This is a genomic window from Reichenbachiella sp., from assembly GCF_039969095.1.
Lineage (GTDB): Bacteria > Bacteroidota > Bacteroidia > Cytophagales > Cyclobacteriaceae > Reichenbachiella.
The window spans coordinates 1,139,297-1,153,799 of sequence record NZ_JBDVOL010000010.1 but is presented as its reverse complement, the minus strand read 5'-3'; the positions used below and the strand labels follow the sequence as shown (position 1 = coordinate 1,153,799).

Below are 14,503 nucleotides of genomic sequence, written 5' to 3'. Positions count from 1 at the left end.
TTTCTGATAAATAAGAATGATAGAACTATTTACAAATTAAAGAACTACCTTTGTCGCTGGAATCCATAAGATCCATTCCGCTTTTGTCCTTTCTACACAATATTTAGGCTTATCAGTTGAGGTTTTTATTTTTCCATAATTGAGTAAAGTACTCAATATTAAAATTTAAATATACGATATGTCAAAATCCCAGAATAGCTTCATCAAGAATCAGAAGGCCAAGAAAAAAATGCTAAAGAAGAAGGAAAAAGAGGAGCGACGAAAGGAAAGACAAGAAAATAACAATAAAGGAGGAGAGTTGTCAGACATGATGGCGTATGTAGATGAGTTTGGAAATATTTTATCTGAACCACCAGAGCCTAAAGTTGAAAAGAAAGCCGACAAGAAAGAGGTTGACAAAGAATAACTCTTCTAAATTAATAAGAACTTAAACAAAGAATTTTTTTTAATAATTTAATAAACAATGCAAGGAACAGTAAAATTTTTCAATGACGCCAAAGGATTTGGTTTCATTAAGCCATCAGATGGAGGAGACGACATTTTTGTACACACTTCAGGTCTAGTGGATGAAATCAGAGAAAACGACGAAGTTGAATTTGACACCGAAAGAGGTAAAAAAGGTATCAACGCAGTAAACGTAAAGGTTCTGGGTTAATCCTTTCTTTTGATATCATACAAGAAAGTCAAGCGAGTTCAATTTGAACTCGCTTTTTTTGTGCCTTTTTTAATAAAAGAGAATGTGATTTCAAAACTACTTGGAACTGAAACAAGATCTCAAACTTCTACTCAACTCCTGTTTCCTTAAAGTGCTTGTTGATAATGAAATCTATGTCATTTCTGGTTAGGCTACTGCCGTCCTCAAGAGTTGAGCTGATTTTTCTGATGATTTCATCAAGATTTTTGGTCGACTTGTGTAGCGCATTTAAGAGTTCAGCATCTTCAATTGATGTGTTATGAATTTGAAGAAGGTTGGATATACCTAGAATACTGGAAAGAGGTGCTCTTAGCATATGTGAGTTTACAAATGCATATTCTTTCAATTGGTTGTTTTGCATAAGTAATTCTTTGGTTCGTTCATCCACTGCTAATTCTAATGATTCATTTGATTCTAGGAGTTTTTCATTTAGTTGATTGAGCTCAATATTCATAGATTTTATCATGCTACTATTGAGCGAAAGTTCTTGATTTTGAGTTTTAAGCGTATTTAGGAGGCTTTTTATTTGTTCATTTTTATAATGATTAGCTATAAAATCAGCCAGTGATTGAGTGATTAATGCATCTTGAGCTTCCCAATGCCGCTTTTCCTTTACATGTTCACAACAAACAACGCCTATTGATTTTTTATCTAATAAGATGGGGCAATCGAGCATAGATTTAATTTCATGTCGAGTCAAGTAATTGTCCTTGAATTCTAATGTATCATGATGTGCGATGGCGTCGTGAGCCATGATATACGGCTTAGTTTCAAGTGCTTTGAAATAGCTAGGGTACTCTTCCCTAGTAATTTTGAGATTCTTGTTTATTGTTTTTCCGTTTTCTATCAGATACTCTAGTTTAAGTGAATTCCGATTTTCATCAAAAAGCCAAATACAAACTCTGTTTACTTCAAGAGAGTCCTGCGCTAGTGTGCATACATTTTCAAATAGCTTCTCTAATGTCTGGGATGCTTCTGGATTTCTCGTCAGCTCTATTAGTGCAGAATTAAATGCAGTGAGTCGTAGACTTTTTTGTTCTGTAGTATCCTTGAGTTCAGAAAGTTCAGTATTTTTTTCAATACTTAATATATAAGCGTTACCAAGCAGATTATATAATAAATAAGTAGATGTTAATATTGCAATATGAAAAATGATACCTGATATAAAATATGCCTTAGATGACAATTCCAGATGATAAGTGCTACCTAGTATTGTATCAACATAAAAATAATTAGCTAAATATGTAACCAAAAGAATTCCAAACCATATTTGAGAGGCGCGAAGTCCTTGCATCAATACAGCTAGAATAGGAATAAAAGGGAACCAATAAACCACCGTGCTAAAAGTTCTTGGTTGATTGAGAAATATTCCTTCTAACAATAGAAAGATAAGTGTAGGCAAAAGTGATCTTACAAAATTTGATTGATTGTATTTAATGCTTAATAGAGAGATAGTCAGAGTTGCAAAAAAGAAACCAGCATAGACCTCAATGGGTGCAGATTTGAAATCAATATAAAAATCAATAACCACAAGTATAGCTGACACAATTGTGCTAACAATAAGGACTGAGAAAAACACCTTATTGGATTGAATCTTATAGTCGGTCATTTGTAGCCAACGCATGAAATATTTTATGTTATGTTAGGAAAGAAATAGTGCAAAACGTTCAACTTAAGATAATGAAAAAAAAATGAGAATCCATAACTTTTACTATGGCTAGTATTCGAAATCGTCGGTTTTTATCAAGGAAGACTTGCTTTGAACTGGTCATAATTCATTCCAGATTCTACGATTGTTGAAGTGTTGCAATTGATATCATTTGCTTTGGAGTTGATGTCCTCGACACGAGAAGCGGGTGAGGGGTGTGTACTCAAAAATTCAGGACCACTACTTTGTCCTTCTGAAGTTAGTTTTTCGAAAAATGTAGCTGCACCATTGCAGGCATAATCTGTATCGGATAAATAAATGACCGAATATTCATCAGATTCTGCTTCGTCATTTCTACTAAACTTAAGTGCAAAAAATCCAGTAGCCATTTGTGCCAATTGAGATGCACTAGCTTCTCCTAGAATAACCTGACTTAATAAGGTTATTCCCATTTGTTTTTTCATTTGACTACTGGAATGTCTTTCAGACGCATGAGCTATTTCGTGTCCCATGACACCAGCTAAATCATCCGCTGTATCCAAATATTTAATTAATCCAGTATAGACATAAATAAAGCCCCCAGGAGTAGCAAATGCATTCAAAACGTCCGCATCTATGATTTTCACCTCGCTATAATGAAATAAATCTTTGAATCTCACATCATTACTCGACACTATGTTGCTTGTCATATCTTGGATGTAAGCATAGGCCTCTGGATATTCGCTCTCTGACAGTATGGGGTAGTTAACAGGGTCTGCTTCAATTTGTGCTACAACAGATAATCCCAATTGAACATCGTTAGCAGGAGTTAAGCCGGTCAATTGATCGATAACTGATCCACTTTCTTCACTGCAAGATAGCACAAGGCTTATGGCTATGGTCAAGCTGAATAACTGTAAGATTGCTTTCATCTGTAAAGGTTTTTTAAACTAATATTTAACACTGCAATGCGAATGTTTTATTGCACTCCACAAAGGTACATAAAAGAAGAAAAGGAGGAGGTTTAAAAAAATGAGACTTTTTCATCACTCGTATTATATCTAGTTTTGCCGAAAGAATTCATTTATGCAAAGTTTTGATTCCCTTCAGTTAAAAAATCCGCTAGTAAATATTATTACAGATTTAGGTTTTGTGAATCCAACTCCTATTCAAGAGGAAGCATTTCCAGTGATATTATCTGGAAAGGATATGGTAGGTGTGTCTCAAACTGGCACTGGGAAAACATTTGCTTATTTACTACCAATACTGCAGGAACTGAAATTTTCAAAACAGAAAAATCCAAGAATTTTGATTCTAGTTCCAACGAGAGAACTAGTTGTTCAAGTGGTGGAGCAAATTGAAATCTTAGCCAAATATATCAATGTGAGAATTCTGGGTGTATTTGGTGAATCTAACATTAAAGCACAAAAACAAGCTTTACTTGAAGGCCAGGATATTATAGTTGCTACTCCAGGACGACTCTATGACCTGATCATCAATCGTGCCCTTCAGCCAAGGGATATTTACAAGTTGGTGATTGATGAAGTGGATATCATGTTGGATTTGGGGTTTAGAGTTCAGCTAACTAATTTATTCGAATTGCTTCCTTCGCGTCGTCAGAATATTATGTTTTCTGCCACGATGACTGAAGAAGTAGATGCCTTGATAGAGGATTTTTTTACCACTCCTTCTAAAATCTCTGTTGCAGTCAGTGGCACACCTTTGGACAATATAGAGCAGACTTGCTATGCGGTAAAAAATTTCAACACAAAAACCAGATTGCTCAATTATCTTCTAAAAGACAAGGGGGAGTTTCATAAGGTATTAGTTTTCATCTCAAATAAGAAGCTGGCAGATCGTTTGTTTGAATTGGTAGAAGAAAATTTTGGTTCTCAAGTCTGTATTATTCATTCGAATAAATCGCAAAACTATCGATTGAGATCAGTGGATGAGTTTGATGAAGGCAGTAAGAGAATTCTGATTGCAACTGATGTAATAGCACGTGGTCTTGATTTGGATAAGGTTTCACATGTAATCAATTTTGATGTTCCTATTTATCCAGAAAACTACATGCATAGAATAGGACGTACAGGACGAGCAGAGGAACTTGGGAAATCAGTTTTGTTTTACACCGAAAAGGAAGAAACGCTTAAGGAGAATATTGAAGGATTGATGGATCACCAAATCAAACTATTGGATTTTCCCGAAGAAGTTGAAATCACCAATGAACTAATTCCTGAGGAGCGTCCTAAAATTGCTGAAAGCAATTACAATAGAAATACTAAAGTCAAGAAAACTGAGATTGAAGATGCCGAAAAGAAAGAGAAAAACAAGAAGATTAACCTTGGTGGATCTTACAAACGGAAATTAGCTTCCAAACACAAAAAGCCGAAGACCAGAGGCGATAAAAACCAAAACAGAAAGAAGAAAAAGAGATAGTATCAATTTAAGAGCACAAAAGCCCCCCAATAATAAGGTTCTGGAAATTCCATTCGCAGTTTCTTTTGTGCCGAAATGAATGCTTCATTCTTACTTTTACCAGTCATCCATTCTTTGTAAAAATATGTCATTAGACTTTTTGTAGCCTCATCACTGACTTTCCATAAACTCATGATGACAGATTGAGCGCCAGCTACTTGAAATGCCCGCTGGAGACCATATACACCTTCTCCAGATTTTATTTCTCCTAAACCAGTTTCGCATGCACTTAGCACAACGAGTTCTGTACTCTTCAAATCTAGCGTGAGTACTTCATATGCAGTTAGAATTCCATTATTGGCCGAATTAACCTCGTTGGATTGCTGAATTTCCGAAGTGGACATTGCCTGTTCCGCATTAGCCAGCATCAATCCTGATCTTAGTAATGGATTAGCCTTGGCTTGACTGACTTCAATTCCCAATACTTTCTCTTCTTTGGTATTACTTTCAGGTAAGAAAAAACCATGAGTAGCAACGTGCAGAAGGGATGGAGAGGCTATTTTTTTGAAATTTTCTTCAGAAGCATTCCTTTCCATGAAGGATTTGACTTGATAACCTTGAGACCTAGTTATGGCACCTATTGCTTCAATTTCAGCTTTAGTGCCGGGAAGGGAGGCTAGCAAGCCCTGGTTTCCATAATCAGGAAACCCGAAAAATTCAGCCTTCTTATTTTTTGAATTAGATTTTTGACTAACTAAATCTCGCGTGCTAGAATAGAGATGGAAATTCATGCCGTCCGAAACAAAAGATTGATCTGGTTTGCTTAGTGCACTGATGTTAACCTGAAAGTAAATTCCATCCAATGACAAGTGAACATTTTTAACTCCTTCTAATTTCTGATCTACGGCTTGCCAATATTGTTCATAAAGGATTGGATTATCAATCTTAAGACGAACCATATTTCTATAACCTTTGGCGTATTTGTCGTCCAGTTCATTTCCATTATCAAGCAATGTAATTTGAGGATGAGTTGAATTAGGGTCAGCGATCAAAAACGCATAAGTTTTATTCTTTGTGAAACTGTTTTCAAAAACAGGGAATCCTATCACTTCAATGGCAACGTCAGTGGCTCCAAGTTTTGATTTCACCTCATTAAGCGTAGTAGAAGGCAATTTGTTGGCTATTGCAAAAGATGAAGATTGTTTGTTTAGTTGCTTTTCCAGTTGGTTGGCTTTTTGTTCGGCTCCTTCTAAGTCAATGTTTAGCTCTGTCAGTTGGTTTTTAGAATAAGTATAGTAGAGTAGGAGATCCTCTTTAGCGTGCTGCCAATCTAAATAAAGTGCTTTTAAATTTTCATTACTTCCATTTAATATCTCATCTCTCATGCGAGTTGAGGCACTAAAAAGAATTCCTTTCGTCTTCAACTGAATATTGTACATTTCTGTAAGAAGCGATGGATCGTCAACAGCTCTGGAGCTGGCATAGTTATAAAACTTCAATATGGATGGTCGAATCTGTGCCCAAAATTGACCTTTTTCGTATTCGCTCATGGCTGCAAAATTCTTCTCAACCAATTCCAAGTTGGAATCAATTACTTGTTTGAAAAGCTGATTTGCAGTTTGATAATTTCCTTGTTTCCATGCGATAATGGCAAGGTCTTCTAGAGACCTTAGATAATCTGGATGGTGTTCACCAAAAAAATCTAAATAAGCATTGTTTACTTCTGTGAGCGTGATAAAAGCCTCGTTATAATTGCCTTGGTACAATTGAAATTTGCCAAGGTTATGATTGGTTTTGATGTAAGCCGGGTGCTGTTTGTTATATTTTTTCTCGAAAATTCTTAGTGCATCCTCCAATAAGGATGGTACTTGATCTACTTTGCCAGACTCCATAAGTACACCGGCTAGATAATTTTCGACATTAGCGTAGTCGGTTTGATTTTTAGCCATCCTTTTCCTTTTTAATTCAAGGATGTCATTGAATAAATCTTCGGCCTGTTCATATTTTCCAGAACTATAATAAATCAAACCTTGGTTTATTCTAAAACTCACATTATCTCGGCCTTTTTCTCTCAACTCATCTCCAGCCATCGTCATAGCCTTGGCTATCATTTTTTCAGCTTCTTCAGTTTGTCCTACTTCATTGTAGTATAAGGACAAATTGCTAGTTGTAATGGCATGAGCTAATGAGTTTTCTTTTTCTTGTTTGATTATAAGTGAAGCTGCCTTATCAAAATACTCCTCGGATTCGCTGTACTTCCCTTGAGATTGGGCAATGACAGCGTAATTATTATACAAGGAGGCAAGCCCAAGCGATTCTTCTCCTATTTCTTCTTTGAAATATTGAATGGTATTGTTCATCAATCCCTCCGATAAATTGTATTTGCCTTCGGCATGTATCATGATGGCTATATTGGCCATAGTTTTGCCGATCGCATATTTCTCTTCTCGAGAAATCGTATCCATGTCAATCAGCTCGCGAATATCTATAGCAGAGTCCAGTGCTATTTTAGCGTACGAGTGGCTAGAGGTGAAAAGCCCAATTGCTTCTAGAAAGTTGTAAGTGGCAATTTCTGGATGTATATAAATCGAGAATTCAGCCTGACGATTGAGTTCAAAAATCTTTTCATATACTTCAGGTTCGATTGGTTCGTCATCTACGTTATAGTCAGACCCCAGCGTATATAACACACTTTCTTTACTATCTCGATTGGCGAAAAATGATGCACGGTTTCCTTGGGAAAAAATGTAATTGTAGAAAGAGGTATCCTTTGTTAGTTGTTCTGCTTTTAGTTTTTCGACCTGACTATCGGTATCCAATAAATCACTAGCGACTTCAAGATTTTCTTTACTGACGATATCATTCAATTTGAGCTTACCAAGCTTGAATTGTGCGTTGGCAGAATGAAAGGTGATGAATAGGAGAGATAGTAGAATTACAGGTTGCTTCATGAGGATATAATTATACAATGAAGTTAACCATTTTCACAAAACCACCAATTAGAAATTAGGGTCATTTATCACCATTTGATGATCTGCTTTTAGTCAATTTACTTTCGAAAGTACTTTTGGTAAGTACTTGGTTCATCATTCTAATCACATCGTCTATTTCAATAGATGTATCATTGATGTGTTTTAACATTTCAGGCAATTCGTCTTCTTTGAATGCTTTTTTGTTTTGCATAAGGCTGGTTAAACCTAAAAGGCGTGAAAGCGGCCCTCTTAGTTCATGGGAGGTTTGAAAAGCATATTCTTCAAGATTCTGAAGTAATAATTTGCGCTCTAAATCTTGTTTACTTTTTTCGGTAATATCTAATTTATTCAGCCACATCCAACTTAGTTTGTTATCATCAATTTGTGAGGTTACATGGCAAATAAACCATCGTTCTGAATCATGAATGGATTCGCTGAGTACCTTGCCATTAAGATGGTAGTTGTTTGATATTATTTCTTTGAGCAGATTATGAACAGACTCTTCATGATCCATGATAAATGAGAGACTTTCATCTATAAGATCACTTGGGTCTTTATGTAAATATAATTCAGCAAAAACATGATTGCATTCCACTATTCTTAAATGCTTCAGAAAATGATCAACCTGTTGCTCGATGGGTAAATTGATATCCAAGGGTTTAGTCAAATCCAACCTGGCGATACCTTCAAAACTATTGGTGAATAATTTGCGGTATTTATCTTCACTCTTTTGAAGTCGTTCAGTAATTCCAATTAACTCGGCTTGTTTTTCTCTCAAGTCAGTTGTCCTTTCTTTTACAACTTCTTCAAGATTTGTAGTTAATTGATCAAGCTCAAGATTGTTGCTTAATAAATGAATATTAGACTTTTCATATATATATAATAAATAGCCTATTACAATATTAAAAATGGCCCAATAATAGATGGATGTAAAATAAGTGTAGTCGTTGTCCAAAAACTTCTCAGTTTCGATTCTATTATTATCGAAATACAACAAGTAGGATTGCTGATAAAATATACATACCAAACTAAATAATAGAAGAAGGCTAAAGGTTACCGGGGATTTTTTAAATGAAAATAATATTTGAGAAACTATAGCAAACCCTATGATACTAAGATCAAAATGAAAATAGTAATCAGCTTCAGTGCCTTGGATAACGGGATCTAATACCAGCCAGAATGCTATCCAAGAGATTAAATAGAGCCATCTGCTGAAAACAAAAAGTCCCTTTCTGTTAATGAAATAACATACCAGTGAGGCACCTCCAAACATCAACCGTGTGAATTGATCAAAATTAAATTCAGACCATGGTTTAATAAATTCCTTGTAGTCCAATATATAGGAAACTACAATTATTACCGGCACAAACAAAAAGAGAACATTAGACAAAATGATTCTCTCTTCAGAAGTTTTGCTTTGGTCAGAAACAGATCCAGCTAAAAAAAAGGATTCTATGAACTTTCTATTAATCAATAAGTTTAGTGGTTATTTTTTATTCGCAATGCAATCCATGATTTGTAGAAAAGAATGCAATAGCAATTATTAAGTTACTACAAAATTAATAGTAACGCTTTTGAATTATGGACTTTGATGTGATTTTTAACAAAATGATAATCGTTATTTAGTCATTCGCTTGATACACTCAAGTAAAGGAATCAACATTTTGTGTGGGTTTTCATCATCAAACAAATGTTCATAGGATGTATCTGTTGTGATTATTTTCAGGCTTGAATGCCTAGCTCCATCAAAACTTCGCTTCATGGTTGGGGATTCCAAATTAGGAATAGATTCAAGTGAGAGGCTATTTATATCCTTTAGAATGGATTTCCATTCTTTTTTTGAAATAGCCCTTTTATTAATCACTTCTTCATTTTTATGATTTTCTTTTAATCTAAAAATCAGGCTATCAGCAGTAATGGTCACATGTTCGAAATAGACTCTGGATAAGGACTTGAATTCAATACTTTCCACGTCCGTACTTTGAGCTTGTGCTGAAAATGAGAGGAGTATCATAAGACTTAGAAGATATATTTTCATTAATGAAATGAATGTTTGATTGTTAAAAATATTCAATAATGATACCATATTTTTTAAAAAACAAAAACCTCTGGAATGATCTCCAGAGGCTTTATTCAATTTACTATTTAAAGTAAATAATATGGGTTAGTTCTTAATAAATCTAGTGTTAAGAGTCGCTTTCTCTGTTAGAACAGATACAATATACACTCCTGATTTAAGATCCGAAACGTCTATGCCGCTATCCGTGATTTTCACTTTATTTATTTGAAGACCACTAACTGTCAATATTCGAATAGATACTAAATCAGCTGGTGTATTTACATAAAGCATACTATTAGTAGGGTTCGGGTAAATACTTGGTTCATTTGTAGGTACAAATCTCTCTACAACTGATTGTCCTCTTGCTGATGATTCATTTAAGCAAAAGTTAGTGGATTGAGAATTTGTGAATGCTCCTCCTGAAGCTAGAAGGTTGCTGTTTGCATCTTCCAATGCATAAGAACCATTTCCATAGCTACAGCAAATACCATCACCATACGAATCATTGATAGTGAAAGTATAACATCCATCTTCCAAACAGCTAGTATCAATTTTAGTGGTGTTTTTGTCACCATTGGTATATGATCCACCTGACATTACTGTACCACCTTGATCATCAGTTACAAACCATGTAGTTTCTGTTGGATAGTTATCTAATGTTAAGGTCAAAGTGACATCAGTACATCCTCCAGTCGCACCAGAAGCAAGGTTCAACTTATCGATAGCCATGTCACTAGTATAACTTGAGTTAGTAGTTCCAACAAATCTAAGTTGAACAGATCCACCTACATATGCCGCCATATCGATAGAAGTGTTTGACCACGCGTTGCCTTGGTTGCCTGATAGACTCCAAAGTGAAGACCAAGAGCTCCCATCTACGCTGGCTTGTAAATTGAGACTGCCCATCGTTCCGCCATACATGTGATAAGAGAAACTAAACGTAGCTGCGGATTCAGCTGACAGATCAAAACAAGGGCTATTGATGATTGCAACCTTATTTGGAAATCCTGTTCCATTTCCAGAAGATTCTACGTACAGGTAATTCGAACCTTCTGTGGCTGAAGATGGTCCTGTATTACTTGATGGTGTACCATTTGCATCTACTGACCAATCAATATCGTCAGTCGAACTTTGTGTCCATGCTCCAATTCCACTTTCAAACCCTTGAGCGTATGGAAAAGAAGAAATTCCACCTGTACATCCTGAAACTGGATCCAAAGTACTTGCATTAACACTTCCACTAGCAGATTCATTAGCAGCTGCGTCTACTGCGCTTACAGCAAGAGTATAACTTGTACCTGCAGACAATCCAGAGAATGCATAAGAAGTACCAGTTGTAGTACCGTCTAAACTTCCATTCAGATATACATTGTAACCTGTAACACCTACATTATCTGTAGATGCGCTCCATGAAAAGTCCATTGAATTTTCAGTGATATTCGATGCTGTCAATCCAGATGGTACACTTGGTGCTTCGGTATCTGCAGTTGCATTTTGAATATTTACTGTATAATCTTCTACCTCACCGTAATCAAATGACTCACAGCTAGTTGGGACGCCATTATACTTCATAGAAACCCTCAATCTTGTGTCTCCAACAGCAGCAGATGATGGCACAGTAAATGAACCACCTACAGGTGTAGTTTTAGAAGCTGAGGCTGACCAAACTTGTTCGCCAGAATCAGTAAAGTCTCCATCTTTGTTGTAATCAATCCAAACTGCATAACCTTCATTGTATATGGTGCCCGTCCAGGTAGGAGTGATGGTGATGGTGTTTGCATCTCCAATTATTAAACTGGTACTCAAGTTGGTGTGATCAGCATATCCGCCCGATCCAGCTCCGGTGCTATTATCAATACTACCTAGCTGAACTCTCCCAATGTATTCATCACTGGTGTTATTGCCGTTTGATGAACAATAATTCAATTGAACTTCTGTGGTAGTAAACACAACTGAAGAACTGTAGCTAGAGTTTGAACTCGTACATACGCTTCTTACCTGAGCTTCGTACTCAGTAAGAATTGATAAGCCAGAAAGTGATAGACTATTGCCACCAATTGATGTTGTAGTCCATGATGACGTACCAGTTGCACGATGTCTTACTTGGTATGAAGCACCTGCTACTGAATTCCAATTGAGATTCGCTGTAGTAGAACCTACACTAGATGCAGCCAAACCTGTTGGTACAGTGGCATTACATGCAACAGCACCTTCAATGGAGAAATTGGTGTTGGAAATATCATAGAAAATATTGTCAGCCGCAGCCACCATGACTCTACATGAAGAGGAGATATTACTTGGTACAGTAATGTTTGCAGAACCATCATTTGCTGTGTTAGACAACAAAGTAACAGGATAGGTGTATCCACCATCTGTTGACAATAGAATATTAACATTCGCACAGTTGATAGGAGATGAATTAGTAGATCCCACGTTCCAGGTTACCGTTTCTGTTTGTCCTACATTCCAAGTCACATTTGTATTTGGACTCGACATAGTGAATGGAGTGACATTTACAACTGAAACCGACATCAAATCATCATCAGTTTGTCCGCCACCAGCTTTGTTATCTCGCACGGTGAGAGCAAATTCCATGTTTCTGGCTACTGAAGGAACCACTTCCCAAGTAGGAGTAAGGTTGCCTGCCACTACATCAGAAATCTGAGGCATGTATCTATCAGGAGAAGTTGTGCCTTCTTTTGATCTAAACATTGGTCCAGAAGTCCTAGTAGAACTAGGTGCAGAATTTGAATTTGGATTCTCTGGGTCATTTTGCTCCCAAGTATAAGTTATCGCATCGCCATCAGGATCAGAACCTTGGCCTCTCAAGATAAATGGGGTCGATTTAGGGATTGAATAATTTGCTCCGGCGTTGGCAGTCGGAGGATTGTTTGAGATATTAGTGATTTGAGCACATGTAGAGCTAGTTCCAGTTTGAACATTAGATGATATATCTCTGATATTCACGTAATTAAAGTATGCATCGCTATTGCTCTGAACATTGGCAGAACAGATACCTGCATAACCCATTATCGAGCTACCACTACCTGGTTCCACTTCAGTAGCACCACTTCCGCTTCTACAGCTTGAGTTACTTTGGGTATGATATCCACCGAACTGATGGCCTATTTCATGAGCTACATAATCAATGTCAAAAGGGTCTCCCGTAGGATCAGATCGACCTGTGTAACCACTTCCTTTGCTTCCACTAGTACATACACAACCGATGCATCCTGCATTTCCACCACCAGTTGTATTGAAGTTGTGACCGATATCGTAGTTACTATCTCCGATAGCAGCATCAATGACCTGTTGAGTCTTGCTGTTGTATTCGTTGGTCCAAGGATCCGAACTTGTGCTGCCGAAATACATAATGTCATCATTGTTAGGAATCAATTCCATAGTAATGGCCAAATCACGCTCATAAACACCATTCACTCTAGTCATGGTAATGTTCATCTGAGCCAAAATATTGGCAATCTTTTGTGCATCTGTACCAGATCCAGCGAAGATATTTCCATACTCTGCGGTACATGACATAGCTAGTCTATATTTTCTTAGCTTTTTGTCATCAGTAGATCGCTGAGCCGAGTTTTGTCCGTCATTCATTAATGAAGGCAAATCCACTTCTTCATCAGTCATACACTGAAATTCCGAAACAAGATTGTCTATATCCTTTCGGGCATAGACTCTGTAGCTTTTTAAATCTTCAGTGTTTGGATCGATATAGCTCAACCCTTTAGTGCCCGATAGGATCATTCCATGAAATCCTTTTTGGTCAGATAAACTGAATCTGATTGTTGCACTTGGATCATCTATGCCTTGTCCAGCATATGATTTGATTCCAGGATATTTAGCTGCAAGGTCAGGATGCATCACTGAAGCTTCTACAACTCTGAACGCCTCAATTGTGCCGTCTGCAGTTGGAAAACTTATCATATGATTCGTACGTCCATTTGATGCCTCTCTACTCTGAACATTTGTCAGATTCTTTTTTAGTAGATCGAGATCAAGATCGTACACTTCAGAATGAGTGGTTTGCACTCTGGAATTTAGAGTACTCCCAGTCGAACTACTGGGGGTCCAGCTGTTGTTTTTGGTCTGGGCAAAGCCAGATCCAAAGACAAGTGGAAAAAATAGCATTAGTAAAGCTTTTTTCATCTTAAATAGGTTTAGATAATAAGAATAATTAGTTAGTAATAGTTGTTGAGTATTAGGAGATGACCATTCTTAGTTGAATTGAGCTTTTATTTGAAATAACCAAATGGTTAGATCAATAAAGTTCTTTGAGCCCTTTGTTTAGGACAATCCAATAAAAACGGTATTTTCCTCTTGATGCGACCTAGCGCATAGTGGAGTAAAACAAGAAGAATAAAGGAAATTGGTCTATACGACCCACTCTTGACTGCAGTAGATATCTAGCTGATGATTCTGCAAGTGATGTTTAGCGGAGTTGGGGTAGAATAGCTTTTTCATCGGGTAGTTGCTTGGTGTTAAATGGCATATCCCATAGAATATTTCATTTACGTAGGTTAGGTAGATCCTTTTCACGGCCAGTTGGGTTGTTTAAAGAATTATATTTTGGTCAACGAAACCCCGAATATATGTTTTGGTTTTTAATAAAACAAATCAGGTTTAAAATTTAATTGATTGAAAATTCCCAGCTATGAGTTAAGAAAATATTATATTAAGTTAGAATAGTACTAATATTTAAAATTATATTTTCAATTAAA

Annotated in this window: 9 protein-coding genes; 3 read left to right on the top strand and 6 right to left on the bottom strand. The window is 36.5% G+C overall.

The window, feature by feature from the left end:
* Positions 1-178: 178 nt before the first annotated feature.
* Together ABJH98_RS08215 and ABJH98_RS08210 are read left to right on the top strand one after the other, a co-directional pair.
* Positions 179-406, top strand: coding sequence for a cold-shock protein (locus ABJH98_RS08215; RefSeq protein WP_348307170.1), 228 nt, complete (start codon positions 179-181; stop codon positions 404-406).
* A gap of 57 nt (positions 407-463) precedes the next feature.
* Positions 464-655: a cold shock domain-containing protein gene (locus tag ABJH98_RS08210; RefSeq protein ID WP_084370440.1), complete on the top strand. Its 192-nt coding sequence runs from the start codon at positions 464-466 to the stop codon at positions 653-655.
* Between the two features lie 127 nt (positions 656-782).
* Here ABJH98_RS08210 and ABJH98_RS08205 read toward each other — a convergent pair whose 3' ends face one another.
* Positions 783-2,318, bottom strand: a complete 1,536-nt coding sequence (locus ABJH98_RS08205; protein ID WP_348307169.1) for a GAF domain-containing protein — start codon at positions 2,316-2,318, stop codon at positions 783-785.
* Positions 2,319-2,437: 119 nt separating this feature from the next.
* The gene (locus tag ABJH98_RS08200) at positions 2,438-3,253 is read right to left on the bottom strand and encodes a M48 family metalloprotease (RefSeq protein ID WP_348307168.1); all 816 of its coding nucleotides are present in this window, start codon (positions 3,251-3,253) and stop codon (positions 2,438-2,440) included.
* Positions 3,254-3,407: 154 nt separating this feature from the next.
* Between ABJH98_RS08200 and ABJH98_RS08195 the strand changes: the two genes are divergently transcribed.
* Complete coding sequence (locus ABJH98_RS08195) at positions 3,408-4,760, top strand: DEAD/DEAH box helicase (protein WP_348307167.1); 1,353 nt, start codon at positions 3,408-3,410, stop codon at positions 4,758-4,760.
* A 2-nt stretch (positions 4,761-4,762) separates the two neighbouring features.
* On the opposite strand, the gene ABJH98_RS08190 is transcribed toward ABJH98_RS08195, so the two are convergent.
* From ABJH98_RS08190 to ABJH98_RS08175, 4 genes are all read right to left on the bottom strand, one after another.
* Positions 4,763-7,690, bottom strand: a complete 2,928-nt coding sequence (locus ABJH98_RS08190) for a CHAT domain-containing tetratricopeptide repeat protein (protein WP_348307166.1) — start codon at positions 7,688-7,690, stop codon at positions 4,763-4,765.
* 61 nt (positions 7,691-7,751) lie between these two features.
* The gene (locus ABJH98_RS08185) at positions 7,752-9,185 is read right to left on the bottom strand and encodes a hypothetical protein (protein ID WP_348307165.1); all 1,434 of its coding nucleotides are present in this window, start codon (positions 9,183-9,185) and stop codon (positions 7,752-7,754) included.
* A 144-nt stretch (positions 9,186-9,329) separates the two neighbouring features.
* On the bottom strand, positions 9,330-9,749 hold the full coding sequence (locus ABJH98_RS08180; protein WP_348307164.1) for a hypothetical protein: 420 nt from the start codon (positions 9,747-9,749) through the stop codon (positions 9,330-9,332).
* A 126-nt stretch (positions 9,750-9,875) separates the two neighbouring features.
* The gene (locus ABJH98_RS08175) at positions 9,876-13,931 is read right to left on the bottom strand and encodes a reprolysin-like metallopeptidase (RefSeq protein WP_348307163.1); all 4,056 of its coding nucleotides are present in this window, start codon (positions 13,929-13,931) and stop codon (positions 9,876-9,878) included.
* Positions 13,932-14,503: the final 572 nt, after the last annotated feature.

Coding starts and splice junctions, on each gene's coding strand:
- ABJH98_RS08195 (WP_348307167.1), top strand. CDS start 3,408: ATGCAAAGTTTTGATTCCCTTCAGTTAAAAAATCCGCTAGTAAATATT.
- ABJH98_RS08180 (WP_348307164.1), bottom strand. CDS start 9,749: ATGAAAATATATCTTCTAAGTCTTATGATACTCCTCTCATTTTCAGCA.
- ABJH98_RS08190 (WP_348307166.1), bottom strand. CDS start 7,690: ATGAAGCAACCTGTAATTCTACTATCTCTCCTATTCATCACCTTTCAT.
- ABJH98_RS08175 (WP_348307163.1), bottom strand. CDS start 13,931: ATGAAAAAAGCTTTACTAATGCTATTTTTTCCACTTGTCTTTGGATCT.
- ABJH98_RS08210 (WP_084370440.1), top strand. CDS start 464: ATGCAAGGAACAGTAAAATTTTTCAATGACGCCAAAGGATTTGGTTTC.
- ABJH98_RS08205 (WP_348307169.1), bottom strand. CDS start 2,318: ATGCGTTGGCTACAAATGACCGACTATAAGATTCAATCCAATAAGGTG.
- ABJH98_RS08215 (WP_348307170.1), top strand. CDS start 179: ATGTCAAAATCCCAGAATAGCTTCATCAAGAATCAGAAGGCCAAGAAA.
- ABJH98_RS08200 (WP_348307168.1), bottom strand. CDS start 3,253: ATGAAAGCAATCTTACAGTTATTCAGCTTGACCATAGCCATAAGCCTT.